This is a genomic window from Roseovarius sp. EC-HK134 (assembly GCF_902498815.1).
GTDB lineage: Bacteria > Pseudomonadota > Alphaproteobacteria > Rhodobacterales > Rhodobacteraceae > Roseovarius > Roseovarius mucosus_A.
In genome coordinates this window covers 520,679-545,391 of sequence record NZ_LR701544.1, presented here as the reverse complement: position 1 = coordinate 545,391, position 24,713 = coordinate 520,679, and the positions used below count along the sequence as shown (strand labels likewise).

Below are 24,713 nucleotides of genomic sequence, written 5' to 3'. Positions count from 1 at the left end.
CAACTAAAAGGCGAGTGTGGCCGAAACCGCGCGTGTCCAACCCTCAACCTTGGCGGTGCGCAGCTCGGTCGACATCTTTGGCAGAAACTGCTGTTCCAATGCCCAAGTATCGGCAAATCCGGCCTGATCGGGGTATAGACCGATCTGCATCCCCGCCAGCCAAGCCGCCCCAAGCGCTGTGGTTTCCAGCACTTGCGGACGATCCACAGGCGCGTCGATAATGTCTGACAGGAACTGCATGGCCCAGTCAGAGGCGCTCATTCCGCCATCCACCCGCAATACCGCATCGGCCCCGTGCCCGGCCCAATCATCGCGCATCGCCCGCAAGAGATCGCGGGTCTGGAACCCCACGCTTTCCAGCGCCGCACGGGCCAATTCCGCAGGCCCGGTGCTGCGGGTAAGCCCAAAGATCGCCCCCCGACAGTCAGGCCGCCAATAGGGCGCACCAAGCCCGGTAAAGGCAGGCACCAGAACGACTGTTTGATTGGGGTCGGCCTGTTCGGCGAGGGGCTGCGTTTCACTGGCGTGGCGGATCATCTTGAGCCCGTCGCGCAGCCATTGCACCACGGCCCCCGCAACAAAGATCGAGCCTTCGAGCGCATAGGTCGGCTTGCCATCCAATTGATAGGCAATGGTGGTCAGCAGCCGGTTTTGCGAGACAACCGGCGTATCGCCCGTGTTGAGCAGTGCAAAACAGCCGGTGCCATAGGTGGATTTGAGCATCCCCGGCTTGAAACACGCCTGCCCAACTGTGGCCGCCTGCTGATCGCCCGCCACACCGCGAATGGGGATTTCGCGGCCAAAGAGATCGGCGCGGGTGTGGCCATAGTCATCGGCACTGTCGCGCACCTGAGGCAGCATTTGCATCGGGATGCCCAAGAGATCGCAGATCGTGGCGCTCCAGCGCCCTTTGCGGATATCGTAAAGCAGGGTGCGCGCGGCATTTGTGGCGTCGGTTGCGTGCACGCGACCGCCGGTGAGTTTCCAGATAAGATAGCTATCGACGGTACCAAAAAGCAGATCGCCCGCTTGGGCGCGGGCGCGTGCGCCCTCGACATGATCGAGAATCCAGCGCAGTTTTGTTCCGGAAAAATAAGGATCAAGCAAAAGCCCGGTGCGCCCGGCCACCATCGGTTCGTGGCCTGCGGCGCGCAACTCGGCGCAATACTCTGCCGTGCGCCGGTCTTGCCAAACAATCGCGCGGTGAATGGCCTGCCCGGTGTGGCGATCCCAGACCACCGTTGTCTCGCGTTGATTGGTGATGCCGATGGCGGCGATGGCGGCCCCGGTCAGCCCGGCCTTTTCGATCACCGCGCGGCAGGTGCCCGCTGTGGTCGACCACAGATCATTCGCGTCATGCTCGACCCAGCCCGATTGCGGAAAATGCTGGGCGAATTCCTCTTGTGCCGTGGCCGTGATGCGCATCTGCGCATCGAACAGGATCGCGCGGCTCGACGTGGTGCCTTGGTCGATAGCGAGGATATGGGTCATTGGAGTGGGTCCGTAGGTTTGAGTGGTCATCCTCGGGCTTGACCCTAGGATCGCCCTGCCCCGTCATCCTCGGGCTTGACCCGAGGATGACGGAAAGGTCCGGGGCGCGCGGCACGCGCCCCGATGCATTTCACTTACTGCCAGGACTTGATCAACTCGTCATAGGCGATGGTGACCGGCTCTTCGTCCTCGTTCTCAAGTTTGGCCTTGGGCGCGCCGGGCTGGCTCAGCCAATGCTCGGGGTCCATTTCCTCGTTGAGTTTGGGGCCGATGTCGCCTTGGATGCCGGCACGTTCAAGCCGCTCAAGCACGCGCTCTTGATCCGCGCAGAGCGCATCAAGCGCCTCTTGCGGGGTTTTGGCGCCCGACATGGCATCGCCGATATTCTGCCACCAAAGCTGGGCCAGTTTCGGATAGTCGGGCACGTTGGTGCCGGTGGGCGACCACTGAACGCGCGCGGGTGAGCGGTAGAATTCCACAAGGCCGCCCAGCTTGTCGGCGCGCTCGGTAAAGCTGTCGTGCTGGATCGTCGACTCGCGGATGAAGGTGAGGCCGGTGTGGGCCTTTTTCACATCCACGGTTTTCGAGGTCACGAACTGCGCATAGAGCCACGCCGCTTTAGCGCGGTCAACGGGGGTGGATTGCATCAGGGTCCAGCTACCGGCATCCTGATAGCCCACTTTCATGCCCTCTTCCCAATAAACGCCATGTGGGCTGGGGGCCATGCGCCATTTCGGCGTGCCGTCTTCGTTCATCACCGGCAGGTCGGGTTTAACCGAGGCTGCGGTAAAGGCGGTGTACCAGAACATCTGTTGCGCAACGTTGCCCTGCGCGGGGATTGGGCCCGCCTCAGAGAAGGTCATGCCAGCGGCGGCAGGGGGCGAGTATTTCTGAAGCCACTCAATCGCCTTGGTGACGGCATAGACCGCCGCAGGGCTGTTGGTGGCACCGCCACGCGCGACACAGGACCCCACAGGCTGCGAATTTTCATTCACACGGATGCCCCATTCATCGACCGGCAGGCCGTTAGGTTCACCCTTGTCGCCCATCCCGGCCATGGACATCCACGCGTCGGTATAGCGCCAGCCAAGGCTGGGGTCTTTCTTGCCATAGTCCATGTTGCCAAAGACTTCGCCCTCGACGCCCAAATGGCTGAGGTCACGGCCGGTAAAGAATTCGGCGATATCCTCATAGGCCGACCAATTGACCGGAACGCCCAGATCATAGCCGTATTTCTCTTTGAAATCGGCCTTGTTCTTGTCGTCGTTGAACCAATCGTAGCGGAACCAGTAGAGGTTGGCGAATTGCTGGGTTGGCAGTTGATAGACCTTGCCATCGGGGCCGGTGGTGAACGACAGGCCCACGAAATCGTCGATATCAAGCGTCGGGCTGGTCACATCCGCGCCCTCGCCTGCCATCCAGTCGGTCAGGTTGCGTACCTGCTGATACCGCCAATGGGTGCCGATAAGGTCACTGTCGTTGACATAGCCGTCATAGATATTCTCGCCCGACTGCATCTGGGTTTGCAGTTTTTCGACCACATCGCCTTCGCCGATGAGGTCATGCGTGACCTTGATGCCGGTGATGGCGGTAAAGGCCGGGGCCAGCACCTTGGATTCGTAGCTATGCGTGTCGATGGTTTCCGACACAACCTTGATTTCCATGCCGGAAAAGGGCTGAGCGGCGTCGATGAACCACTGCATTTCCGCCTCTTGCTCGGCGCGGGAGAGCGACGACAGATCGCCGATTTCCGCATCGAGAAACGCCTTTGCCGCCTCCATATCGGCGAAGGCGGGCGAGGCCATCAGGCCCAGCGACACCAGCGCGGTGGTTGTTTTCATTCGAAAGTTCATGGTTTCCCTCCCTAGGTGAACTTTGTTGGTGATTGATCCCGGTCTAAACCCAGCGAAACACCGCCGCGGCATAGATCAGGCAGAGGATCAGCGCATAAGGCTGGTTCGCGCCGACAATTCCGAGCCAGGCCAGGTTGAGAAAGGCCGAGCCGAGAAGCGTGATGAAAAGACGATCGCCGCGCGTCGTCTCGATCCGAAGGATGCCAACACGCGGGGTTTCGGGGAATTTGATCGCCAGCACCGTGAAGGTGATGAGCAGCGCCGCGATGACCCCGAAGAAGATCGCGGTGGGGAGTGTCCAAGCCATCCAGTCCATGTTTAGTCCTCCCTCAGACGCGGCCTAGGGCGAAGCCCTTGGCGATGTAGTTCCGCACGAAATAGATCACGAGCGCGCCGGGCACGATGGTGAGCACCCCTGCCGCCGCCAGAACGCCCCAATCGAGACCGCTTGCCGACACGGTGCGGGTCATGGTGGCGGCGATGGGCTTGGCATCAACGCTGGTCAGCGTGCGGGACAAGAGCAATTCCACCCATGAGAACATGAAGCAGAAGAACGCGGCCACGCCTACGCCCGATGCAATCAGTGGCATGAAGATTTTCACGAAGAACCGCCCGAAGGAATAGCCGTCGATATAGGCGGTCTCGTCGATCTCTTTGGGGACGCCGCGCATGAACCCCTCTAGAATCCACACGGCCAGCGGCACGTTGAAGAGGCAATGCGCCAGCGCCACGGCGATATGCGTGTCAAACAACCCCACGCTTGAATAAAGCTGAAAGAACGGCAGGGCAAAGACCGCAGGCGGGGCCATCCGGTTGGTCAAAAGCCAGAAGAAGAGATGTTTGTCGCCCAAGAAACTATAGCGCGAGAACGCATAGGCGGCAGGCAGGGCCACGGCAATCGACAGAACCGTGTTCATCACCACATAGATCAGCGAATTGACATAGCCCATATACCAACTGGCATCGGTGAGGATGGTGGCATAATTCGCCAGCGTCGGGCTCTGCGGCCAGAGCGAGAAGGTGCCAAGAATCTCGTCATTGGTCTTGAAGCTCATGTTTACGAGCCAATAGATCGGCAAGAGCAGGAACACGAGGTAAAGCACCATCACCACGTTGACGCGCGGCAGGGCAAGGCCACGTGTGGTGCTGCGGGTCGCGGTCAGATCGGCCATCACTTGCCCTCCCGTTTGTCGAGATTGACCATGACTGTGTAAAACACCCATGAAATCAGCAGGATCACGAGGAAATACATGATCGAAAAGGCGGCGGCTGGGCCGAGGTCGAACTGCCCGAGCGCCATTTTCACGAGGTCGATGGAGAGGAACGTCGTGGCATTGCCCGGACCGCCGCCCGTGACCACGAAAGGCTCGGTATAGATCATGAAACTGTCCATGAAGCGCAGGAGGATGGCGATCATCAGCACCCCCGTCATCTTGGGCAATTCGATATAGCGGAACACGGCCCAGCGGCTGGCCTGATCAATCTTGGCGGCCTGATAATAGGCGTCAGGGATAGATTGCAGCCCGGCATAGGCAAGAAGGGCGACCAGCGATGTCCAGTGCCAGACATCCATCACGATCAGCGTCACCCAAGCATCCACCGCATCCTGAGTATAGTTATAGTCCACCCCCAGCGCCGCCAGCGTATGCCCCAAGAGGCCGATATCGACCCGGCCAAAGATTTGCCAAATGGTGCCCACCACGTTCCACGGGATCAAGAGCGGCAAGGACATGAGCACAAGGCAGACCGACACCCAGATGCCGCGCTTGGGCATATTGAGCGCCACCAGAATGCCCAGCGGCACCTCGATGGCGAGGATGATCGCAGAAAAGATCGCCTGCCGTTGCAGCGCGTCCCACATCCGCTCTGAGGCGAGCATTTCTTCAAACCACTCCAGCCCCGCCCAGAAGAACTGGTTGTTTCCAAAGGTATCCTGCACCGAATAGTTGACCACGGTCATCAGCGGGATCACGGCGGAGAACGCCACGAGGATCAGCACAGGCAGGACAAGGAACCATGCCTTTTGATTGACGGTCTTCTCCATCACGCGGCCTCCTGCGCCTGAGATTTCGGCGTGACGCGCCAGTCATCGGCATAGACGTTGATCGCCGCCGGATCGAAGGTAAGGCGCGTCATCTCGGGCGAAATCAGCGCGCCCTCGGCGGCAATGGCGTTGATCTGAACCCCGGCCAATTCGCAGCGGACGATCTTGTGACGGCCCACATCCTCGATCCGCCGCACGGTCACTGGCAGGCCATCAGCCCCCGCCGTCAGACGCACGAATTCCGGCCGCACACCGATTTGCACCCGGCCTGTGGGGCGGGCATAGTCGGCCCCCAGCGGGATTTCGACGCCCTGCACCACGGCCTTGGTGCCGGAAACCTCTGCGTCGAGCAGGTTCATGCCCGGCGAGCCGATGAAATAGCCCACGAATGTATGTTCTGGCCGCTCAAAGAGTTCCTGTGGGGTGCCCATCTGAACGACGCGACCGTCATGCATGACCACCACCTTGTCGGCAAAGGTCAGCGCCTCGGTCTGATCGTGGGTGACGTAGATCATCGTATGGCCAAACTCGTGATGCAGCGCCTTGAGCTGCGTTCTGAGTTCCCATTTCATATGCGGGTCGATCACCGTCAGCGGTTCATCGAAGAGAAGCGCGTTGACGTCTTCGCGCACCATGCCGCGCCCAAGGCTAATTTTCTGCTTGGCATCTGCTGTAAGGCCGCGCGCCTTGCGGCCTAGCTCTGCCTCCATCCCGATCATGCGGGCGATGGTTTGAACCCGCTCGGCGATATAAGACGCCTCTGCCCCGCGATTGCGCAGCGGAAAGGCCAGATTGTCGCGCACGGTCATGGTGTCATAGACCACCGGAAACTGGAACACCTGCGCAATGTTGCGCGCGGCGGTGGCCTGATCGGTGACGTCCTGATCGTTGAAGAGGATACGGCCTTGGCTAGGGCGCAAGAGGCCTGAAATGATGTTGAGCAGCGTGGACTTGCCACAGCCTGACGCCCCCAAGAGCGCGTAAGCCTCGCCATCGCCCCAGACGTGATTGAGTTCCTTGAGCGCGAAATCCGCCTCGGACGCGGGGCGCGAGAGGTAGCTATGCGCGAGATTATCAAGCGTGATCTTGGCCATGGTTCCCCCTCACGCCGCCTCGGCATAGGGCGCGGGTGCGACCAGCGCGCCATCTGCCCCGAATACATAGACATGCGACGGATCAAGATAGACCCGCAACGCCGCCCCCAGTTTCAGATCGCGCACCCCGTGGATAAGACCCACCCAGCGCTCGCCATGGTGATCCAGATGCACAAAGGTTTCAGACCCGGTGATCTCGGTCACGTTGAGGCGTGTGTCAAAGGTCAGCGCATCGGCGGTATGCCGATCAAGTTCCAGATGATTGGGCCGGAAGCCCGCCGTATAGGTGCCGTCCGCCAAAGCGGCCATGCTGCCCAGCGCCTCGGCCGATTGCCCATCGCCAAAGAGGATGCGGTTGCCGGTCTTGGTGACGCTGAGGAAATTCATCGGCGGATCGCTAAAGACGCGCGCGGTCGTGGCATCGCGCGGTTGGCGGTAGACTAGCGGCGTGGGGCCGAACTGCGTGACACGCCCCTCCCACAGGGTTGCGGTATTGCCGCCCAAAAGCAGCGCCTCTTCCGGCTCTGTTGTGGCGTAGACAAAGATGCTGCCAGCCGCCTCGAAAATCTTGGGAATTTCGGCGCGCAATTCCTCGCGCAGCTTGTAATCGAGATTTGCCAGCGGCTCATCCAGCAGCACCAGCCCCGCCTCTTTGACCAGTGCGCGGGCCAGCGCGCAGCGCTGTTGTTGGCCGCCCGACAGCTCTAGCGGTTTGCGCGCCAGCATCGGGGACAATTGCATGAGGTCGGCGGTTTTCTTGACCGCTGCGTCGATTTCGGCGCTGGATTTGCCCATCAGGCGCAGGGGCGAGGCGATGTTGTCGTAGACGGTCATCGAGGGGTAGTTGATGAATTGCTGATAGACCATGGCCACGCGGCGATCCTGCACGCGCATCCCCGTCACATCCGCGCCATTCCACAGAATGCGGCCTGTTGCAGGCACATCAAGCCCCGCCATCAAGCGCATGAGCGAGGTTTTCCCCGAGAGGGTCGGGCCCAGAAGCACGTTCATCGTGCCAGCCTCGAGCGTGAGATCGGTCGGGTGAATATGCACCTGCCCGTTCACACGTTTCGATACCCCCTTGAGTGTCAGCGCCATGCGGTCGATCCCTCCGTTATCCCTTGGCAGCCACGGGGGCAGCCCGATCAAGGCCGCGCTCGTGCTGCATCCAGTCGTCGAGCGCTGCAATCTGCGCCTCGGTCATCTTGAGGCCCAGACGGGTGCGCCGCCAGACCACATCCGCCGCCGTTCGGGCGTATTCATGGTCCATCTGCCAACGCACCTCGGCCCCGGTCAAACCGGCCCCGAAATCGGGGCCAAGATCGGCTGCCTCGCGCGCTTGGCCCAGAATATCCTGCGCCTCGGTCCCATAGGCGCGCACCAAGCGGCGCGCCCCTGCCGCCGTCAGAAACGGATAGGCCCGGTGCAGACTCTCTGTCAGCGAGTCAAACCCGTCAACGGGGAAATTACCCCCCGGCAGGGCGACGCCTGCGGTCCAATCCGCGCCCGCCTCTGGAAAGAAGGGCCGCAGTTTGGCCAGCGCTGCCTCGGCCAATTTGCGATAGGTGGTGATCTTGCCGCCAAAGATGTTCAAAAGCGGCGCGCCCGGCCCCTCGGCCAGCGTGAGCACATAGTCACGGGTGGCGGCAGTGGCGGATTTCGCGCCATCATCATAAAGCGGGCGCACGCCCGAATAGGTCCAAACGATATCAGCGCGTGTCACGGGCGTCTGGAAATACTCGGATGCAAAGCGGCAGAGATACTCAGCCTCTTCCGGTGTGCATTCCGGGCGGCTATCGGCCTGCCCATGTTCGGCATCGGTGGTGCCGATCAGGGTGAAATCCCCCTCATAGGGGATGGCAAAGATGATCCGCCCATCGGTGCCCTGAAAGAAATAGCATTTGTCATGGTCAAACAGGCGGCGCGTCACGATATGGCTGCCGCGCACCAGCCGCACCCCCTCGGCAGAATTAAGGCGCAGCGTGCCCGAGATCACATCCTTGACCCAAGGTCCGGCGGCATTGACCAGCGCGCGTGCCTGCACCACCTCGGTGATACCGGTTTCCTGATCCTTGAGCGTTACCTGCCACAAATCACCCACACGCTCGGCTGATTGCACGCGGGTGCGGGTGCGGATGCGGGCACCACGCGCCGCAGCATCGCGCGCATTGAGCACGACAAGGCGGCTATCCTCGATCCAGCAGTCGGAATATTCATAGGCGCGGGTGAACTTGTCCTTGAGCGGCGCGCCCTCGGGCGTCTTGCGCAGATCAAGCGTAGAGGTCGCGGGCAGGATTTTCCGGCCCCCAAGATGATCGTAGAGAAACAGCCCCAGACGGATCAACCAAGCGGGCCGCCGCCCCTTCATCCATGGCATGACCAGATTGAGGATGCGCGAGGTCGGCGTTTCGCCCTCGAACCGCATATCGCGGTGGTAGGGCAGAACAAAGCGCATGGGCCAGCTGATATGCGGCATCGCACGCAGCAGCGTTTCGCGCTCGATCAGCGCCTCGCGCACCAGCCGGATTTCGAAATATTCGAGATAGCGCAGGCCGCCATGGAAGAGCTTGGTCGACGCGCTTGACGTGGCCCAAGCGAGATCGTTCATCTCGGCCAATTCAACGCGCAATCCACGCCCCGCCGCATCACGGGCGATGCCACAGCCGTTGATGCCGCCGCCGATGACGAACAGGTCGATCACTGTGTTCCCGCGGCCCTGCGACACGCGCCCCTCCCACCGTAAGATGAGCGCAAACGAACCATTTTTTGACCACATCGGTCAAGAATGAATGTTCGTTTTGTTTCTTTTTAAAATACACCTATTGATTTTATTAAATAATTTTCCAAACCCACCTCACTTCAACGGGCGAACGAACGGATTTTGCCACCCAACACCGCGCCAGCAGGCGATCCGGGCTGTCGATTCGTCCGCCATGCCGCAGCGCGGCGGAGGCTTTGCTTGCAGAGATCCCCAAAACGAACATAATCGAACCTGTAACCGATCAAGGCCCGCCATGTCCCAGAGCTTTCGCCAACCCGACATTCTCGAAATTGCCCGCGCCGAAGGCAAGGTTACGGTCGAGGATCTCGCAGAACGCTTTGATGTCACCGTTCAAACCATCCGCCGCGACCTGACCGAACTTGCCAATGCGGGCAAGCTGGAGCGCGTGCATGGCGGCGCGATCCTGCCGTCTGGCGTGTCCAATATCCTGTACGAGGAACGCCGCCGCCTCAATGAGCCTGCCAAGGCCGCGATTGGCCGCGCCTGTGCGGCGGCTATTCCGCATAATGCCTCGGTCTTTCTGGACATCGGCACCACGACCGAAGCGGTGGCGCGCGAATTGATGGATCATCGCAACCTCATGGTCGTCACCAACAATATGAACGTGGCGCAAATCCTGCTGACCAACAAGGATTGCGAGATTGTCGTGGCAGGCGGCGCGCTCAGGCGATCCGACAATGGCTTGGTCGGCAATCTGACCGCGCGCACCATCGAGAATTTCAAGTTCGATTACGCGATTCTGGGATGTTCCGCGCTGGACGAGGACGGCGACATGCTCGATTTCGACATTCAGGAGGTGGTGGTGGGCCAGACCCTGCTCAACCGCTCGCGCGAGGTGTTTCTGGTCGCCGATCACTCAAAATTCCAGCGCAGTGCGCCGGTGCGGCTAGGGTCTATTCGCGATGTAGATCAGGTCTTTACCGACCGCCCCTTGCCGGCACCGCTGGCTGAAAACTGTATTGGTTGGGGAACACGGGTGCAGGTGGCGGGCATGCCGGGCAAGCGTCAGTCGACCTGAAACACCTTGTCCCGGCTGGTGTGACCGCGCAGCAGGGTCAGGCGCGATTTTGGCACGCCCAGCGCCTTGGCCAAGAGTTTTTGAACGGCGGCATTGGCCTTGCCATCCTCGGGCACGGTGGTGACATAGACCCGCAGCACGTCATCCTCTGCAACGATGCGATTGCGCGCGGCCTTGGGCGTGACCCGCAGGGTAAAGGTGGTGCCGGGCTGGGCCAATGCGCTGAGGTCGGGGATGTCCATGGCACCGCAATAGCGGCTGGCTTGAGCCTGTCCAAGAGGATTTGCAGCATCGGGGCTTGACCCCGGGCGCGCGCTTGCCGACATGTGGGGGGCCTTGCAGGAGAAAGACACCGATGCCCACGCCCAATCCCGCCGCCCTTGATTTTCTGCTGTCGCGCCGCTCGCGCCCAGCCAAGACGCTGGGGCTGCCGGTGCCCGACAGCGACGCCCTGCGCCCGCTCTTGGCCGCAGCCACCCGCGTGCCCGACCACGGCAAGCTGGAGCCGTGGCGCCTGATCGTGCTGGAACGCGCGGCCCTCGTGCGGCTGGCGGGGCTGGTGGCCAAAGCAGGCGCGCGGCTGGGCAAATCCCCCGAGGATATCGCCAAGGCCGAGACGCAATTCGCCGATGCGCATCTGGCGGTTGCCGTGATCGAGAGCCCGAAACCCTCGGACAAGATTCCGGCGATCGAACAGACCTATTCGGCGGCCTGCGTCTGTCTTAGCCTCTTGAATGCTGCCCTTGCCGCTGGTTGGGGGGCCAATTGGCTGAGCGGTTGGCCCAGCCATGACCGGGGTTTCGCGCAGACCGCCCTTGGGCTGACCGAACACGAGCGTATCGCCGGTTTTCTCCATATCGGCACCGAAGGGGCCGCCCCGCCCGAGCGACCGCGCCCTGACATCGACGCCATCACCACTTGGGTTTCGGAATGATTTTCGCCAGTTTCTTCAAGGCCTTGGGTCAGATCGGCGACCCGCGCTTTCGCAAGGTGCTGTTCTTGGGAGTGGGTCTGACGCTGGCCCTGCTGATCGCGGCCTATGCTGGTGTGCTCTGGCTCATTCAGGTGGCTGTGGGCGACAGCACCACCCTGCCACTGCTCGGCGAGGTGACATGGCTGGGCGATCTTTTGAGCGGCGCGTCGTTCCTGCTGATGATCGTTCTGTCGGTATTCCTGATGGTGCCGGTCGCCTCTGCCATCACCTCGATGTTTCTCGATACTGTGGCGCAGGCGGTGGAGGACCGGCATTATCCGCATCTGCCCCCGGCCAGCATCGTGCCCTTTGGTGAGGCGCTGCGCGACACGATCAACTTTTTGGGCGTCATCATCGGTGCGAATGTTGTGGCGCTGTTTCTCTACGCGCTTTTCACGCCCTTTGCGCTTTTCATCTTTTGGGGCTTGAACGGCTATCTTCTGGGGATGGAATATTTCCAACTTGTCGCCATGCGCCGGGTTGGGCGCGCGGGGGCCAAGACATTGCGCAAGAAACATCGTCTGACCATTTGGGCGGCTGGTGTGTTGATGGCGATGCCGCTTTCAATCCCGCTGGTGAACCTGCTTATTCCGATCTTGGGGGCGGCCACCTTTACCCATATCTTCCACGCTACTCAGGCGCGGCAGGTGGGGCCATCCGGTTGAACATATCCAGATCGCGCACCGTGATCATTCCCGAAATGATCGTGCCGCCGATAATGATCCAGAGCACGATGGCGATGCCGGTGGTGATCCACGCCTTTTTCTTGAGGTGGTGATGTTCGGGTGATCCCGCATGAGTGCCGGGGACGATCTGACCCAGATCCCCTTGGGTCTGAATGCGGATGGGCAGCACGACGAAAAACGTCATGAACCAGATCACGGCAAAGAGCACGATGGCCGAGGTAACGCCCATCAGACCTGCTCCAGTTCCACGAGGCAGCCGTTGAAATCCTTGGGGTGCAGGAACAATACCGGCTTGCCATGCGCGCCGATCTTGGGCTCTCCGCTGCCCAGCACCCGCGCGCCGATGGATTTCAGATGGTCGCGCGCCGCGATGATATCCTCGACCTCATAGCAGACATGGTGAATCCCGCCCGAGGGGTTCTTATCCAAAAACCCTTGGATCGGGCTGTTTTCGCCCAAAGGATAGAGCAATTCGATCTTGGTATTGGGCAATTCGATGAAGACGACGGTCACGCCATGATCCGGCTCGTCCTGCGGCGCGCCCACTTTTGCGCCAAGCGCATGGCGATACTGATCGGCGGCGGCGGTAAGGTCCGGCACGGCTATGGCAACATGATTGAGGCGTCCGATCATGGGGCAATCCTTTCGCATGAATTTCCCCTGTTATGGGGATGAACGCAGGAACTGACAAGCGACAGGGGGACGCAACCCGCGCATTAACCTTGCGTTCACCACAATCGGGCCATGCTGCGGGGATGTCGTGACAGAAGGATGCGCCCGATGACCGATCTTGACAGCCTTGCGCGCCCGCGCACCCCCAATGCCCAACGCCCGCTTTTGGGCATGACCGTTCTGGCGGTCGAGGATAGCCGCTTTGCCTCAGAGGCGCTGCGCCTGATGTGTCTGCGCAGCGGCGCACGCATCCGGCGCGCCGATTGCCTGACCTCGGCGCGGCGGCATTTGCAGGTCTACCGCCCGTCGGTGGTGATCGTCGATCTGGGCCTGCCCGATGGGCGCGGCGAGGATCTGATTGCCGAGCTTGCCCGCGCATTGCCCCGTGTGGGGGTGATCCTCGCGACCAGCGGCGATGCCGGGGCCGAGGCGCGGGCGCGCATGGCTGGGGCCGATGGGCTGCTGCTCAAGCCGGTGGCGAGCCTTGGCATCTTTCAGCAAGAGGTGCTGCGCCATGTGCCCGCCGACCGGCGGCCCCTTGGCCCCTATGCGGTGCAGGCCGAGGTGATCCACCCCGATCCGCTGGCGTACCGCGACGATCTTGACCATGTGCAAAACCTGCTGAGCCATGATCGCACGCCCGACATCCTAAGCTATGCGGCACAGTTTCTGGCCAGCGTTGCACGGGCCGCCGAGGATACCAGTCTGGCCGAGGCAGCGGCAGGGCTGACCGGGCATTGCCCCGAGGCGGGGATTGCGCGGGTCATGGGGCTGATCACGGCAAGGCTGGCGGCGCAGGCGGCGCTCTAGCAGGACGCTTTGCTTTGCCGCAGCCCACCGCTAGATAGGGCGTCATGCGCGCCCTTCCCGCCCCTCTTGCCACGTGGATTTCTGCCCGCAACTGGCAGCTTCACCCGCATCAGGCGGAGATGCTGGCGCGGGCGGATGATCCTGCGACGCTGCTTATCGCCCCCACAGGCGGGGGCAAGACGCTGGCGGGGTTTCTGCCATCCTTGGCGGATTTGGCAACAGGCGATCACGCCGGGCTGCACACGCTTTATATCTCGCCGCTCAAGGCGCTCGCGGCGGATATTCGGCGCAACTTGACCACGCCTGTCACGGAAATGGGCCTGCCCATCCGGATCGAGGATCGCACCGGCGACACCTCTGCCCATACCAAGCGCCGCCAACGCGCCGACCCGCCCCATATCCTGTTGACCACACCCGAAAGTCTGGCGCTGCTGACCTCTTACGAGGATGCGCCGCGCATTTTTGCAGGCCTGAAGCGCGTTGTGATCGACGAGGTGCATGCCTTGGCCGAGAGCAAGCGCGGCGATCAGCTCATGCTGGCGCTGACCCGGCTTCAGGCGCTCTGCCCCGACATGCGGCGCGTGGGCCTGTCGGCCACGGTCGAGGACCCACCGGCCCTCGCGCGCTACATGGCACAGGGCAGGTCAGATTGCGCGATCCTCATGGCCGATCCGGGGCCGGAACCAGATATCGCCATGTTGGAGACCACGGAGCCGCCCCCTTGGGCCGGGGGCGGTGCCGCCTATGCCATTCCCGCCGTGCTGGATGCGGTGCGACAGCACAAGACGACGCTGATTTTCCACAACACCCGCGCACAGGCCGAGATTTTCTTTCACAACCTCTGGCTTGCCAATGATGACGCCCTGCCCATCGGCATCCATCACGGCAGCCTTGACCGGGTGCAGCGCGAGCGGGTCGAGGCAGCAATGGTGCGCGGCGATCTGCGTGCCGTGGTTTGCACCGGCAGTCTCGATCTGGGGCTGGATTGGGGCGATGTCGATCTTGTCATTCAGGTGGGCGCGCCCAAGAACGTCAAACGCCTTGTGCAGCGGATCGGGCGGGCCAATCACCGCTACAATGCCCCGTCCAAGGCGCGTCTGGTGCCTGCCAACCGGTTCGAGGTGGTGGAATGCCGCGCAGCCCTTGAGGCCGTGCGCGCCCGCGATCTGGATGGCGAGGCGCGCGGGCCGGGGCCACGCGATGTGCTGTGCCAGCATATCCTGATCCGCGCCTGTGCGGGGCCGTTCGAGGCGGATGTGCTCTTTGCCGAAGTGATCGGGGCCGGGGCCTATGCGCAGCTGACGCGTGCCGAGTTCGACGCCTGTCTCGAATTCTGCGCCACGGGGGGCTATGCGCTCCGGGCCTATGACCAATGGCAGCGCCTGCAACAGCGCACCGATGGCCTCTGGCAGTTGCGTGATCCGCGCTCTGCCCGGCTTATTCGTATGAATATCGGCACCATTCAGGACACAGACACGCTCAAGGTGCGGATGCGGCGCACGCGCGGCGGCAAACCCTTGGGGGAAATCGAAGAGGGCTTTGCGGCTACTCTCACCCCCGGCGATACATTCCTGATCGGCGGGCAGATCGTGCGCTTTGAATCCCTGCGTGAAATGGTGGTCGAGGTCAGCCGTGATCCCGGCCGCAAGCCCAAGATTGCCACCTATATGGGCACCAAATTCGCCACCTCGACGCAGTTGTCAGAACGTATCCTGCACATGCTCGGGGCCCCCGATTGGCCGGATTTGCCCACCCCGGTGCGCGATTGGCTGCACCTGCAACGGCAGGTGTCGCAAATGCCGGAACCTGACAGCCTGCTGATCGAAAGCTTTGCCCATGAGGCGCGCGAACATCTGTGCATCTACGGCTTTGCCGGGCGCAACGCGATGCAGACACTGGGCCTTTTGGTGACAAAACGGATGGAGGAGACGGGCCTTGCGCCGCTGGGTTTCGTTGCCACCGATTACGCCACGCTGATCTGGGGGCTTGAGCCGGTGACGGATGCGGCCCCCCTCTTTGCCCCCGATGCGCTGCGCCAAGGGCTGGAAAGCTGGCTCATGTCCAATGCGGTGATGAAGCGCACTTTTCGCGCCTCTGCCACGATTGCCGGGCTTATTCAGCGCAACACCCCCGGCGCGCGCAAGAGCGGGCGGCAGGCGACGCTCTCGTCGGATATTCTCTATGACACGCTGGTGAAATACGACCCAAACCATCTTTTGCTCGATATTACCCGACAAGAGGCGATGCGCGGGCTGGTGGACTTTGGCCGCATCGAAGAGATGCTGGCGCGCGTTGCAGGACGCATCACGCTGCGGCGGCTGGCACGGGTCAGCCCGCTTGCGGCGCCGCTTTTTCTTGAAGCGGGACGCATGCCGGTGGAGGGGGCCGCGCAAGAGCGGCTTTTGGCCGAAGAAAGCGCGCGGCTCTTGGCGGCGGCGGGTCTTGCCCCCTGAGCACGGTCTTGCCATTTCATCGGCAAAGCGGCACCAATGCCGCATGAACGGTTACGGATTCACACTCGCTGGAACGGCGTTGACGGCCTTGCCCTCGGGTGCGCTGTATTGGGAGGCGCGCAATTTGCTGTGTGTCTCGGACCTGCATTTGGGCAAGGCACTGCGTCGTGCGCGCCTTGGCGAACCGCCCCTGCCCCCCTATGAAACCCGCGACACGCTGACCCGGCTCGAAAGCGATCTGCGCCGCACCGGGGCGGCGACCGTGATCTGCCTGGGTGACAGTTTCGATGACAGCGCCGCCGCCATGCATCTGCCCGAGGCGGAAAAGCTGTGGATCGCCAAATTGCAGGCGGGGCGCCGATGGGTGTGGATCGAGGGCAATCACGATCCGGGTCCGATTGACCTTGGCGGGGCACATATGGCCGAACTGCCGGTGCCGCCGCTCTTGTTTCGCCATATCGCCCGCGCGGGGCACAGCGGTGAAATCTCGGGGCATTATCACCCCAAGGTGCGGCTGGCCCTCAAGGGCCGCAGCCTGAGCCGCCCCGCCTTTTTGATCGACAGCGACCGGATCATTCTGCCCGCGTTTGGCACCTATACCGGCGGTCTTTGGTCTGACGATCCGGTGCTTACCGGGCTGATGCGGCGGGATGCGGTGGCGGTGCTGACCGGGGCCATGGCCCATGCGGTGCCCATGCCCCGCGGCACTTATCGCGCCTGAAACACCGCATCGAGACTGTCGATCACCCCTGCCGCCTCGAGGTTGGGGCGGTATTTTCGGCTGACTGGCACGCGATCGCCATTCTTGAGCAGCAGGAATATCTTGCCGCCGCTCTCGCGCTCGGTGCCGCTGATGGCAGCAAAAGCAACCCAGTGCGACCGATGGGTGCAAATGCCCGCAACCGGCTCCATCTCTTCGATCGCATCGACAAGGCGCAAGCGCAGCGTTTCGATACCATCGCTGGTTGCCACCTCGACATAATGGTTATTGGCGGACAGACGGTGTATTTCGGCAAAAGGCGGGCAGGACAGCCGCCGATGCAACCGGGTTTGCGCGGGCGTCTCCGGCTTGGGCGCAGGGCGCGACCAATAGCTGGTCGGCGCCTCGGCACCGATTTGCCGCCGCACAACAAAAACCCCGCAGGCAATCAGAAAACTGTTGAGGGTAATCTTGATCGGGTTCAGATCCTCATGCGCCAAAATCGGGTCCATCCAGCCGCGCAGAAACCAGATCAACGGACCAAGGGCGATGCCGACAAGAAAACTTGCGCCAAGATCGAAAAGCGCCGGATGCCGCCCCCCCAAGAGCGCCCGCATGGTAGCCCGGGCAGCAAAGCCAACCAGGATGGCCGCCGTGATGACCGCAGCCCAATAGGCGGTGCGGATCGGCCAGCTCATTGTATCATAGCTTCCGAACGGGCCGGCCAGAACCGCAAAGCCCAATGTGGCCGTCCAAACATAGAATGTCACGGACGAGAACAGCAGTGAAAACGTATCCACAAAATGCAGGCGCAGATCAGACCAGTTCAACGTGCCACCCTTGTCCGTTCCCATTTCATATGCATTTATCAGCATGATTGCTCTAGTCCAACCTAACGTCGCCAGAGTGGTTCAATTTACTGTCAACGTAACGTGACATCATAAACAATGGGAAAGCCTCGGAAAATGTCCCCTGACATTGAACAGAAAATTCGCCGCAGCTTTGCGGCGCAGGCGATGATGACCACCTTGGGCGCGCGTCTTGTGGCCCTTTCTGACGGGGCCACGGTGATCGAGGCCCCCATTCTGCCCGGCAGCCGGCAACAACACGGCTTTGGCCATGCCGGTCTGACCTTTGCCATTGGTGACAGTGCTGCGGGCTATGCCGCGCTCAGCCTGATGGCCGACGGGGCCGAGGTGCTGACCACCGAGATGAAAATCAACCTGCTCGCCCCAGCGCAAGGAGAGCGCCTGATTGCTCGTGGCAGGGTGATCAAGCCCGGGCGTCGCCTTGTGATCGTGCAGGCGGATGTCTATGCGCTGCAGGATGGGGTTGAGACCCATATTGCCCTGCTCACCGGCACGATGATCCCGGTCTGAGTGTGGACGAGGAATCACCACGCGCCGTCAGGCTGTGATTTCCGGGGTCAGGGTGAAACTCGCGCGCATTCCCAGCCCTGTGACATAGTAATCGTCCAGCCCGATCCGCACCTCTGGGTCGAGCACGGACCAGTCGATCCAATCAAGATCAAAGCCGGTATCATAGGCCACCATGGCAACCGCCCCCCGCCCCGGTACAAGCGCCGGGCGCGCGCGCCCTGCCACCGCCTCGCGCGTGCGGTCGATCCACAGAACCGGATCTTCGGTATCGAGAAATCGGCCATCCACCACCACGAGGCGCGGGTGCAGATCCCGGATCAATTCAAAAAGATCATGCAGGTCGGCCACCTTTTCCAAGAGATCAAAAAGCACAATCACATCATATTGCCGCCCGGCCCGCACCTCTGATCGGATTTCCTCGACCGGATCGGCAGAGCGCAGATCAATCCGCTCGCGCAATCCGACATCGGGCAGCCGGCCAAACCGCTCGACCATGGTGGCATCCGTTTCGATCCCCACCACCTGCAAGGCCCCCGCCGCCGCCAACGCATAGCACCATGCCCCATCGCCAGCCCCGATCAGCATCACCGTCGAATCGGCAATCGCGTGGCGATAGCTATCCACCAACAGCGCATGCCGCGCCTGCGCCCGGTTCAAGCCGCCGGTTTTGTCATCGTCCGCCTGCCGTTTGAACCCATACCCCATGATCGTCATCACACACCCATCAGCCTGTATCGCCTTTGGTCTTGTAACATGACAAAAGATAGCAAACCCTTAAGCGCGATTTGGTTCAGTACGCAGGCCCATGACAACACCCCTGACCCCCGCTCTCTTGCTTCAGGCCTATGCCTCTGGTGTGTTTCCCATGTCGGAACGCCGCGACGATCCCGAGGTGTTCTGGGTTGATCCGCACCGCCGGGGGATTCTGCCGCTTGATGGGTTCCACATTTCACGGTCGCTGGCGCGCCGGATGCGGCAAGGCCGCTATGAGGCCACGCTTGACCGTGATTTCGAGGCGGTGCTGCGCGGTTGCGCCGACCGCGCCGATACGTGGATCAGCCCGCCAATCCACCGCGCCTATATGGCACTGCATCGTCAGGGCTATGGTCATTCGCTGGAAATCTGGCAAGAGGGGCACTTGGTTGGCGGGGTCTATGGCGTGGCGCTTGGCGCGGCCTTCTTTGGCGAGAGCATGTTTTCAAGGCGCACCGACGCGTCGAAACTCGCCCTCGCACATTTGACCGACCATCTTGCCCTCTGTGGATTTCGCCTGTTCGATACACAGTTCATCACGCCGCATCTGGGGCGGCTAGGCGCGTTGGAAATTCCGCGCACGCAATATCGCGCGCTTTTGGAGAATGCGATGGAGGAGGAGGCCGATATCACCCGCCCTGCGTTCGATCCTGATCCGCGTCAGATCTTGCAGCGCAGAACCCAGATGTCATAGCGCGGATGTTCCAACGCATTCAGCGCCGGAGAAGAGGCCAGCATCCAGCCGGAAAAGATCACCGCGCCACCCGCCTGTTCGGAAATTGTCAGATAGGCATAGGCGTCTGCGGCCGGGTCGTCTTGGGGATACCGGCACTCGCCCAAGACCACGTCGAGCGAGCCAAACACGCCCGATTGCCCGTTGGCCAGTTCCAGATCCTGTGCGCTGCCGTTGATCTTGTCGAGGCCACGCAACAACGCGCCTTTCGCAACTGCCGCCACTTCCTGCGCCGTTCCCACGCCCGCGCCGAAGCAGAGCATAAGAGCGAGCCAGAGCGCTCTCATTGCGCCGTCTCTCCCTCGCCGCCCGAGACGAATTTCATCAGAAGCGATACAAGGCTGACCGACCCTTGGGTGAATTCGATCTCAGAGCCCGGTTCAACAGCAAAGGGCGAGCCGCCTGGCATGATTTCAACGTAATTGCCCCCCAACAGCCCCTCAGAGGAAATCGCGACGGCGCTGTCATCGGGCACGTTGATGCCTTCTTGTACGGTAAAGGTCGTCTTGGCGCGGTAGGTTTCGGGGTCAAGCGCGATCTGCGTGACCCGGCCAACCTTGACCCCGGCCAGACGCACATCGGTGCCCACGCTGACGCCATCAGCGCTGCGAAAGCTGGCGCTCAGTTGATATTCACGCGCGCTGCCCGTGGTCATGCCGGTGGTCTTGCCCGCATAGATCAGAAATCCGACTGCTACAGCCAGAACCACGCCGCCAACCAGAACCTCGGCTTTACTCTCAGACATTTTCCTGTCCCTATTCCGGTGACCATGCCTCGTAATCGCGCCGCTCTGCGGGCGCTGCGCGGCGGATCGACCCTGCGGGCGCATAGGCCAGCGGCGTGCCGGTCAGATTCTCGCTATGCGGCTTTTCCCAAGGCTTATGGGCAAGTGGTTTGTCGGTCGGCGGCTCTTTATACGTATGATGCAGCCAACCGTGCCAATCGGGATCAACGCGGCTTGCCTCGGCCTCGCCGTTGAAGATCACCCAGCGGCGCTTGTCGTCGCGGGTGCGATAAAACACATTGCCCTGCGCGTCCTCACCCACCCTGACGCCATTGCGCCAAGTGTAGAGCTGCGTATTGAGTGTCTGCCCGTTCCACCAAGTAACGGCGCGCAGCAAGGTGTTGAGAATGCCCATTCGACCCTCCGACATCATTCAATCCCGATATGGCGGATTTGATGGCGAAGGTCCAGTGCCCGCAACACCGCATGACAGGACAGGGGCCCCAACAAAAAGCCCGCAACACGACTGTTGCGGGCTTTTGATTCGGTTTTGGGTCGGCACGGCGGGCGGGATCAGCCCGCGCTGGCACCTTCCTTCTTGCCCTTGCTTTCGGCGTAGATGACCAGCGGCGCGGCATCGGAATTGACCGCCTCTTCGTTGACCACAACTTCTTCGACATGGGACATGCTCGGCAATTCAAACATCGTGTCGAGCAGGATATCTTCGAGAATCGAGCGCAGACCGCGTGCGCCCGTCTTGCGGGCAATGGCACGCTTTGCCACAGCTTTGAGCGCGTCCTCGGTAAAGCTCAGCTGCGCGCCTTCCAGCTCAAACAGGCGCTGATATTGCTTGACCAGCGCGTTCTTCGGCTGGGTCAAGATCGTCACAAGCGCCTCTTCGTCGAGGTCTTCCAGCGTTGCGATCACCGGCAAACGGCCCACGAATTCAGGGATAAGGCCAAACTTGAGCAGGTCCTCCGGCTCGAGATCGGTAAAGATTTCGCCGACGCCGCGCGCGTCATTATCACGCACATCAGCCCCAAAGCCCATGGCGCTGCCCTTGCCCCGTTGCGCGATGATCTTGTCCAGACCGGCAAAGGCGCCGCCGCAGATGAAGAGGATGTTTGTCGTGTCCACTTGCAGGAATTCCTGCTGCGGATGCTTGCGCCCGCCCTGTGGGGGCACGGCGGCCACTGTGCCCTCCATCAGCTTCAAGAGCGCCTGTTGCACGCCTTCGCCCGACACGTCGCGCGTGATCGAGGGATTCTCGGACTTGCGGGTGATCTTATCAACCTCGTCGATATAGACGATGCCACGCTGCGCGCGCTCGACATTATATTCGGACGACTGGAGCAGCTTGAGAATGATATTCTCGACATCCTCGCCGACATAACCAGCCTCGGTCAAGGTCGTGGCATCGGCCATGGTAAAGGGCACATCGAGGATTCGCGCCAAGGTCTGCGCCAGCAAGGTCTTGCCGCAGCCCGTGGGGCCGATCAGCAGGATGTTGGATTTGCTGAGTTCGATATCGCTCTTGCCGGAATTGTTCAGCCGTTTGTAGTGGTTATGCACCGCCACAGACAGAACCTTTTTGGCGCGCGCCTGACCGATCACGTAATCATCCAGCACCTTGCAGATATCGCGCGGTGCGGGAATCCCCTCACTCGACTTGATACCGGCGGTCTTGGTCTCTTCGCGGATGATATCCATGCAGAGTTCGACACATTCATCACAGATGAACACGGTCGGCCCTGCGATCAGTTTGCGCACCTCATGCTGGCTTTTGCCGCAAAAGCTGCAATAGAGCGTGTTCTTGCTGTCGCCGCCTGAGTTATTCGCCATTCCGTACCTTTCGGGCCCTGCGCCGTCTGCCGTGCATGCGCCCCGCGCGGGGCCTCGTCTGTGATCTGTGCTACCCTTCAGCTTAAGTCAGGCCGTATGGCACCACAATCCGAAAATATCCGGCCCGCCGTTGGGCCGGATCACGTTTACTTCGCGGCTTCGTCGCCCTTGTCGCGATTGGCCACGATCTCGTCGATCAAGCCCCAGGCCTTGGCCTCTTCGGGGGACATGAAATTGTCGCGCTCCAGCGCCTCTTCGACCTTTTTCAGGGTCTGGCCGGTGTGCTTGACATAAATCTCGTTCAACCGATCCTTGAGCTTTTGCGTCTCGCGCGCATGGATCATGATATCGGTCGCCTGCCCCTGATACCCGCCCGAGGGCTGGTGCACCATGACGCGGCTATTGGGCAGCGAGAAACGCATCCCCGGCTCGCCGGCGGTCAACAACAGACTGCCCATGCTGGCCGCCTGACCCACGACCAGCGTGCTGACCTTGGGCTTGATGTATTGCATCGTATCATAAATCGACAGTCCCGAGGTCACGACCCCGCCGGGGCTGTTGATGTACATGCTGATTTCCTTGGACGGATTCTCCGCCTCAAGATGCAAGAGCTGTGCCACGATCAGGCTTGACATGCCGTCATGCACCGGGCCGCTCAGAAAAATGATCCGCTCTTTAAGCAGGCGCGAGAAAATATCATACGCCCGCTCGCCCCGGCTGGTCTGTTCGACCACCATCGGCACGAGGGTGTTCATGTAGATGTCCATAGGGTCTTTCATTACAGCCCGCCTGTCCTGCGCCCGACCGTTGCCGTCAGGCTTTGTCAATCACTCCGACCATAGCCGGTCAGTTCCTAAAGGAGTCTTAGTGTTGCGCCCAAGGGGCTGCAAGGGCATCGCTCGATTTTGTAGCAGAGCCCCTGAGCGATGGCGCTTTGCGCGCCACATCTGCTCACTTTTTCGCGCGCAAATGCGGCCACGTTTTGCACATCCGGCAAAAACGACCTAGATACACCCAAATCAGCATCAGGATCCTAGAAAAATGCCGCTTCCCATTCTCGATGACACGCTCGACGCCGCCGAAATGGATCGCATGGTCGAAAATGCGACCACCGCCGCCAATTTCCTCAAGGCCATCAGCCATGAGGGGCGGTTGATGATTCTCTGTCATCTGGTGTCTGGTGAGCGGTCCGTGACCGAGTTGGAAACCTTGCTCTCGGCGCGTCAGGCTGCGGTGTCGCAGCAGTTATCACGCTTGCGCCTTGAGGGGCTGGTGACCGCCCGGCGTGACGGCAAGACCATTTATTACAGCCTTGCCGATGACCGGCCTCGCAAGGTGCTCGAAGTCGTCTACGAATTGTTCTGCGCGCCCAAACCCTAAAACCGCGCGACCGTCACCCAATCAGACCTTTTCCTGCGTGTGCTTGCGCAACTCTGCCCGCGCCACCTGCCTGCGATGCACCGCGTCGGGGCCGTCGGCCAGACGCAGGGTGCGCACATGGGTCCACATCGCCGCAAGCGGCACATCCTGCGAGATGCCCTGCGCGCCGAACATCTGCACCGCCTCGTCGATCACCTTGAGTGCCACGCGCGGGGCCACCACCTTGATCTGGCTGATCCAAGGGGCTGCGGCGCGCGCGTCGCCCTGATCCATCATCCACGCGGCCTTGAGGCAGAGCAAACGCGCCTGTTCGATCTCCATCCTAGATTCTGCGATGATGTCGTAATTCGCGCCCAATTGCGCCAGCGGCTTGCCAAAGGCCTCGCGCGCAAGGCTGCGTTTGCACATCATCTCGAGCGCCGCCTCGGCCTGCCCGATCGCGCGCATGCAGTGGTGAATACGCCCCGGTCCAAGCCGCCCTTGCGCAATCTCGAACCCGCGCCCTTCACCCAAGAGTAGGTTTTCCGCAGGCACCCGCACATCCGCAAAGTTGAAATGCATATGCCCATGGGGCGCGTCGTCATGGCCGTAAACCTGCATCGGGCGCAGTTTCTCGATACCGGGCGTATCGGCAGGGACGACAATCATCGAATGGCGCTGATGCTTGGGCAGGTCATCGCCGCCGGTTTTGACCATCACGATATAGACCTTGCAGCGCGGATCACCGGCCCCCGTGGCCCACCATTTCTGGCCATTCAGCACATAGTGATCCCCGTCGCGCACACAGGACATGGCGATATTGGTGGCGTCAGAACTCGCAACATCCGGCTCTGTCATGAGATACGCGCTGCGAATCTCCCCCTCCAAGAGCGGGGCCAGCCATGCGGCCTTCATCGCCTCGGTGCCATAACGCTCGAACACCTCCATATTGCCGGTGTCGGGGGCGTTGCAGTTGAACACCTCGGCCCCCATCGGGGTCTTGCCCATCTCCTCGGCGAAATAGGCATATTCGACCGTGGTCAGGCCAAAGCCCCGCGCGCTGTCGGTCAGCCAGAAGTTCCACAGCCCCGCCGCCTTGGCGCGCGCCTTGAGCCCTTCCAGAATCTCGGCCTGCCGGGGGGTATAGCCCCAGCGATCCCCTTTGCCGATCTCAGCGTGATACTCGGCCTCAAGCGGCATGATCTCGTCGCGCACCATGGCCGACACCCGCGCCAAAAGCGCGCGCATATCGGGGCGCATTCCCAAATTCATATCCATATCACCGGCCCTTTGCTGTCAGTCGCCTCAATTGACAACATCAACCGCCCGGCGACAAGCGCTGTCGCA

The 24,713-nt window shown here is 61.5% G+C and carries 28 protein-coding genes; 9 read left to right on the top strand and 19 right to left on the bottom strand.

Going from position 1 to position 24,713, the window contains the following annotated elements; genetic code table 11:
* Positions 1-3: 3 nt before the first annotated feature.
* The 8 genes from glpK to glpD form a co-directional block, all read right to left on the bottom strand.
* Positions 4-1,491, bottom strand: coding sequence for a glycerol kinase GlpK (gene glpK, locus GC127_RS06630; RefSeq protein ID WP_151977177.1), 1,488 nt, complete (start codon positions 1,489-1,491; stop codon positions 4-6).
* A 134-nt stretch (positions 1,492-1,625) separates the two neighbouring features.
* The gene (locus GC127_RS06625; protein WP_199861205.1) at positions 1,626-3,344 is read right to left on the bottom strand and encodes an ABC transporter substrate-binding protein; all 1,719 of its coding nucleotides are present in this window, start codon (positions 3,342-3,344) and stop codon (positions 1,626-1,628) included.
* Positions 3,345-3,387: 43 nt separating this feature from the next.
* Positions 3,388-3,660, bottom strand: coding sequence for a DUF2160 domain-containing protein (locus GC127_RS06620; protein ID WP_008279274.1), 273 nt, complete (start codon positions 3,658-3,660; stop codon positions 3,388-3,390).
* A 13-nt stretch (positions 3,661-3,673) separates the two neighbouring features.
* Positions 3,674-4,516, bottom strand: a complete 843-nt coding sequence (locus GC127_RS06615; RefSeq protein WP_008279275.1) for a carbohydrate ABC transporter permease — start codon at positions 4,514-4,516, stop codon at positions 3,674-3,676.
* On the bottom strand, positions 4,516-5,388 hold the full coding sequence (locus GC127_RS06610; protein WP_008279276.1) for a carbohydrate ABC transporter permease: 873 nt from the start codon (positions 5,386-5,388) through the stop codon (positions 4,516-4,518). Before GC127_RS06610 ends, GC127_RS06615 begins: the two co-directional genes overlap by 1 nt.
* Complete coding sequence (locus GC127_RS06605) at positions 5,388-6,482, bottom strand: ABC transporter ATP-binding protein (protein ID WP_151977173.1); 1,095 nt, start codon at positions 6,480-6,482, stop codon at positions 5,388-5,390. The genes GC127_RS06610 and GC127_RS06605 overlap by 1 nt, the downstream gene beginning before the upstream one ends.
* Before the next feature lie 9 nt (positions 6,483-6,491).
* Complete coding sequence (locus tag GC127_RS06600; protein WP_081507614.1) at positions 6,492-7,580, bottom strand: ABC transporter ATP-binding protein; 1,089 nt, start codon at positions 7,578-7,580, stop codon at positions 6,492-6,494.
* Between the two features lie 16 nt (positions 7,581-7,596).
* Positions 7,597-9,258, bottom strand: coding sequence for a glycerol-3-phosphate dehydrogenase (glpD, locus tag GC127_RS06595; protein ID WP_151977171.1), 1,662 nt, complete (start codon positions 9,256-9,258; stop codon positions 7,597-7,599).
* 238 nt (positions 9,259-9,496) lie between these two features.
* Here glpD and GC127_RS06590 point away from each other — a divergent pair, with 238 nt between their 5' ends.
* Positions 9,497-10,282, top strand: a complete 786-nt coding sequence (locus GC127_RS06590; protein ID WP_008279280.1) for a DeoR/GlpR family DNA-binding transcription regulator — start codon at positions 9,497-9,499, stop codon at positions 10,280-10,282.
* On the opposite strand, the gene GC127_RS06585 is transcribed toward GC127_RS06590, so the two are convergent.
* A complete protein-coding gene (locus GC127_RS06585; protein ID WP_151979659.1) occupies positions 10,270-10,524 on the bottom strand; it encodes a DUF167 domain-containing protein in 255 nt (84 codons plus the stop codon). The two genes, GC127_RS06590 and GC127_RS06585, sit on opposite strands and share 13 nt — an antisense overlap.
* Before the next feature lie 113 nt (positions 10,525-10,637).
* Between GC127_RS06585 and GC127_RS06580 the strand changes: the two genes are divergently transcribed.
* Both GC127_RS06580 and GC127_RS06575 read left to right on the top strand, forming a co-directional pair.
* On the top strand, positions 10,638-11,216 hold the full coding sequence (locus GC127_RS06580) for a nitroreductase (protein ID WP_151977169.1): 579 nt from the start codon (positions 10,638-10,640) through the stop codon (positions 11,214-11,216).
* A complete protein-coding gene (locus GC127_RS06575) occupies positions 11,213-11,920 on the top strand; it encodes an EI24 domain-containing protein (protein ID WP_151977167.1) in 708 nt (235 codons plus the stop codon). The genes GC127_RS06580 and GC127_RS06575 overlap by 4 nt, the downstream gene beginning before the upstream one ends.
* On the opposite strand, the gene GC127_RS06570 is transcribed toward GC127_RS06575, so the two are convergent.
* On the bottom strand, positions 11,886-12,170 hold the full coding sequence (locus GC127_RS06570; RefSeq protein ID WP_008279284.1) for a DUF1467 family protein: 285 nt from the start codon (positions 12,168-12,170) through the stop codon (positions 11,886-11,888). The genes GC127_RS06575 and GC127_RS06570 overlap by 35 nt on opposite strands.
* A complete protein-coding gene (gene mce, locus GC127_RS06565) occupies positions 12,170-12,574 on the bottom strand; it encodes a methylmalonyl-CoA epimerase (RefSeq protein ID WP_151977165.1) in 405 nt (134 codons plus the stop codon). Before mce ends, GC127_RS06570 begins: the two co-directional genes overlap by 1 nt.
* Before the next feature lie 138 nt (positions 12,575-12,712).
* On the opposite strand from mce, the gene GC127_RS06560 reads away from it, so the two are divergent.
* Genes GC127_RS06560 through pdeM form a run of 3 tightly spaced genes read left to right on the top strand, consistent with a single transcriptional unit; the run spans position 12,713 to position 16,597 of the window.
* Positions 12,713-13,423 carry a response regulator gene (locus GC127_RS06560; protein ID WP_087148877.1) on the top strand — a complete coding sequence of 237 codons (711 nt, stop codon included), beginning with the start codon at positions 12,713-12,715 and terminating at the stop codon, positions 13,421-13,423.
* 44 nt (positions 13,424-13,467) lie between these two features.
* On the top strand, positions 13,468-15,876 hold the full coding sequence (locus GC127_RS06555) for a ligase-associated DNA damage response DEXH box helicase (RefSeq protein WP_151977163.1): 2,409 nt from the start codon (positions 13,468-13,470) through the stop codon (positions 15,874-15,876).
* Between the two features lie 43 nt (positions 15,877-15,919).
* Complete coding sequence (gene pdeM / locus GC127_RS06550; protein WP_008279288.1) at positions 15,920-16,597, top strand: ligase-associated DNA damage response endonuclease PdeM; 678 nt, start codon at positions 15,920-15,922, stop codon at positions 16,595-16,597.
* On the opposite strand, the gene GC127_RS06545 is transcribed toward pdeM, so the two are convergent.
* The gene (locus tag GC127_RS06545) at positions 16,585-17,451 is read right to left on the bottom strand and encodes a LytTR family DNA-binding domain-containing protein (RefSeq protein ID WP_151977161.1); all 867 of its coding nucleotides are present in this window, start codon (positions 17,449-17,451) and stop codon (positions 16,585-16,587) included. The two genes, pdeM and GC127_RS06545, sit on opposite strands and share 13 nt — an antisense overlap.
* A gap of 90 nt (positions 17,452-17,541) precedes the next feature.
* On the opposite strand from GC127_RS06545, the gene GC127_RS06540 reads away from it, so the two are divergent.
* On the top strand, positions 17,542-17,955 hold the full coding sequence (locus GC127_RS06540; protein WP_151977159.1) for a PaaI family thioesterase: 414 nt from the start codon (positions 17,542-17,544) through the stop codon (positions 17,953-17,955).
* Between the two features lie 27 nt (positions 17,956-17,982).
* On the opposite strand, the gene GC127_RS06535 is transcribed toward GC127_RS06540, so the two are convergent.
* Entirely contained in the window at positions 17,983-18,669 is a 687-nt protein-coding gene (locus GC127_RS06535) for a bifunctional 2-polyprenyl-6-hydroxyphenol methylase/3-demethylubiquinol 3-O-methyltransferase UbiG (RefSeq protein WP_151977157.1), read from the bottom strand.
* Positions 18,670-18,760: 91 nt separating this feature from the next.
* Here GC127_RS06535 and aat point away from each other — a divergent pair, with 91 nt between their 5' ends.
* Positions 18,761-19,402, top strand: coding sequence for a leucyl/phenylalanyl-tRNA--protein transferase (aat, locus tag GC127_RS06530; protein WP_151977155.1), 642 nt, complete (start codon positions 18,761-18,763; stop codon positions 19,400-19,402).
* On the opposite strand, the gene GC127_RS06525 is transcribed toward aat, so the two are convergent.
* The 5 genes from GC127_RS06525 to GC127_RS06505 all read right to left on the bottom strand — a co-directional run bounded on the left by GC127_RS06525 (position 19,369) and on the right by GC127_RS06505 (position 22,786).
* A complete protein-coding gene (locus GC127_RS06525) occupies positions 19,369-19,728 on the bottom strand; it encodes a DUF2155 domain-containing protein (RefSeq protein ID WP_254700021.1) in 360 nt (119 codons plus the stop codon). The genes aat and GC127_RS06525 overlap by 34 nt on opposite strands.
* The gene (gene mlaD, locus GC127_RS06520; RefSeq protein ID WP_008279294.1) at positions 19,725-20,186 is read right to left on the bottom strand and encodes an outer membrane lipid asymmetry maintenance protein MlaD; all 462 of its coding nucleotides are present in this window, start codon (positions 20,184-20,186) and stop codon (positions 19,725-19,727) included. Before mlaD ends, GC127_RS06525 begins: the two co-directional genes overlap by 4 nt.
* A 10-nt stretch (positions 20,187-20,196) precedes the next feature.
* Positions 20,197-20,580, bottom strand: a complete 384-nt coding sequence (locus GC127_RS06515) for an NADH:ubiquinone oxidoreductase subunit NDUFA12 (RefSeq protein ID WP_008279295.1) — start codon at positions 20,578-20,580, stop codon at positions 20,197-20,199.
* Between the two features lie 158 nt (positions 20,581-20,738).
* Positions 20,739-22,007: an ATP-dependent Clp protease ATP-binding subunit ClpX gene (clpX, locus tag GC127_RS06510; RefSeq protein WP_008279296.1), complete on the bottom strand. Its 1,269-nt coding sequence runs from the start codon at positions 22,005-22,007 to the stop codon at positions 20,739-20,741.
* Positions 22,008-22,153: 146 nt separating this feature from the next.
* Entirely contained in the window at positions 22,154-22,786 is a 633-nt protein-coding gene (locus GC127_RS06505) for an ATP-dependent Clp protease proteolytic subunit (protein WP_008279297.1), read from the bottom strand.
* A gap of 262 nt (positions 22,787-23,048) precedes the next feature.
* Between GC127_RS06505 and GC127_RS06500 the strand changes: the two genes are divergently transcribed.
* Positions 23,049-23,387, top strand: coding sequence for a helix-turn-helix transcriptional regulator (locus GC127_RS06500; protein WP_008279298.1), 339 nt, complete (start codon positions 23,049-23,051; stop codon positions 23,385-23,387).
* Positions 23,388-23,408: 21 nt separating this feature from the next.
* On the opposite strand, the gene GC127_RS06495 is transcribed toward GC127_RS06500, so the two are convergent.
* The gene (locus GC127_RS06495; RefSeq protein ID WP_151977153.1) at positions 23,409-24,644 is read right to left on the bottom strand and encodes an acyl-CoA dehydrogenase family protein; all 1,236 of its coding nucleotides are present in this window, start codon (positions 24,642-24,644) and stop codon (positions 23,409-23,411) included.
* Between the last annotated feature and the right edge of the window lie 69 nt (positions 24,645-24,713).

Coding starts and splice junctions, on each gene's coding strand:
- GC127_RS06525 (WP_254700021.1), bottom strand. CDS start 19,728: ATGAGAGCGCTCTGGCTCGCTCTTATGCTCTGCTTCGGCGCGGGCGTG.
- GC127_RS06615 (WP_008279275.1), bottom strand. CDS start 4,516: ATGGCCGATCTGACCGCGACCCGCAGCACCACACGTGGCCTTGCCCTG.
- GC127_RS06540 (WP_151977159.1), top strand. CDS start 17,542: ATGTCCCCTGACATTGAACAGAAAATTCGCCGCAGCTTTGCGGCGCAG.
- GC127_RS06555 (WP_151977163.1), top strand. CDS start 13,468: ATGCGCGCCCTTCCCGCCCCTCTTGCCACGTGGATTTCTGCCCGCAAC.
- GC127_RS06535 (WP_151977157.1), bottom strand. CDS start 18,669: ATGACGATCATGGGGTATGGGTTCAAACGGCAGGCGGACGATGACAAA.
- aat (WP_151977155.1), top strand. CDS start 18,761: ATGACAACACCCCTGACCCCCGCTCTCTTGCTTCAGGCCTATGCCTCT.
- GC127_RS06600 (WP_081507614.1), bottom strand. CDS start 7,580: ATGGCGCTGACACTCAAGGGGGTATCGAAACGTGTGAACGGGCAGGTG.
- GC127_RS06560 (WP_087148877.1), top strand. CDS start 12,713: ATGCGCCCGATGACCGATCTTGACAGCCTTGCGCGCCCGCGCACCCCC.
- GC127_RS06590 (WP_008279280.1), top strand. CDS start 9,497: ATGTCCCAGAGCTTTCGCCAACCCGACATTCTCGAAATTGCCCGCGCC.
- GC127_RS06580 (WP_151977169.1), top strand. CDS start 10,638: ATGCCCACGCCCAATCCCGCCGCCCTTGATTTTCTGCTGTCGCGCCGC.
- GC127_RS06570 (WP_008279284.1), bottom strand. CDS start 12,170: ATGGGCGTTACCTCGGCCATCGTGCTCTTTGCCGTGATCTGGTTCATG.
- clpX (WP_008279296.1), bottom strand. CDS start 22,007: ATGGCGAATAACTCAGGCGGCGACAGCAAGAACACGCTCTATTGCAGC.
- GC127_RS06605 (WP_151977173.1), bottom strand. CDS start 6,482: ATGGCCAAGATCACGCTTGATAATCTCGCGCATAGCTACCTCTCGCGC.
- GC127_RS06495 (WP_151977153.1), bottom strand. CDS start 24,644: ATGGATATGAATTTGGGAATGCGCCCCGATATGCGCGCGCTTTTGGCG.
- GC127_RS06575 (WP_151977167.1), top strand. CDS start 11,213: ATGATTTTCGCCAGTTTCTTCAAGGCCTTGGGTCAGATCGGCGACCCG.
- GC127_RS06620 (WP_008279274.1), bottom strand. CDS start 3,660: ATGGACTGGATGGCTTGGACACTCCCCACCGCGATCTTCTTCGGGGTC.
- GC127_RS06545 (WP_151977161.1), bottom strand. CDS start 17,451: ATGCTGATAAATGCATATGAAATGGGAACGGACAAGGGTGGCACGTTG.
- GC127_RS06585 (WP_151979659.1), bottom strand. CDS start 10,524: ATGGACATCCCCGACCTCAGCGCATTGGCCCAGCCCGGCACCACCTTT.
- GC127_RS06500 (WP_008279298.1), top strand. CDS start 23,049: ATGCCGCTTCCCATTCTCGATGACACGCTCGACGCCGCCGAAATGGAT.
- GC127_RS06610 (WP_008279276.1), bottom strand. CDS start 5,388: ATGGAGAAGACCGTCAATCAAAAGGCATGGTTCCTTGTCCTGCCTGTG.
- glpK (WP_151977177.1), bottom strand. CDS start 1,491: ATGACCCATATCCTCGCTATCGACCAAGGCACCACGTCGAGCCGCGCG.
- mlaD (WP_008279294.1), bottom strand. CDS start 20,186: ATGTCTGAGAGTAAAGCCGAGGTTCTGGTTGGCGGCGTGGTTCTGGCT.
- glpD (WP_151977171.1), bottom strand. CDS start 9,258: ATGTGGTCAAAAAATGGTTCGTTTGCGCTCATCTTACGGTGGGAGGGG.
- GC127_RS06625 (WP_199861205.1), bottom strand. CDS start 3,344: ATGAACTTTCGAATGAAAACAACCACCGCGCTGGTGTCGCTGGGCCTG.
- GC127_RS06505 (WP_008279297.1), bottom strand. CDS start 22,786: ATGAAAGACCCTATGGACATCTACATGAACACCCTCGTGCCGATGGTG.
- mce (WP_151977165.1), bottom strand. CDS start 12,574: ATGATCGGACGCCTCAATCATGTTGCCATAGCCGTGCCGGACCTTACC.
- GC127_RS06515 (WP_008279295.1), bottom strand. CDS start 20,580: ATGGGCATTCTCAACACCTTGCTGCGCGCCGTTACTTGGTGGAACGGG.
- pdeM (WP_008279288.1), top strand. CDS start 15,920: ATGAACGGTTACGGATTCACACTCGCTGGAACGGCGTTGACGGCCTTG.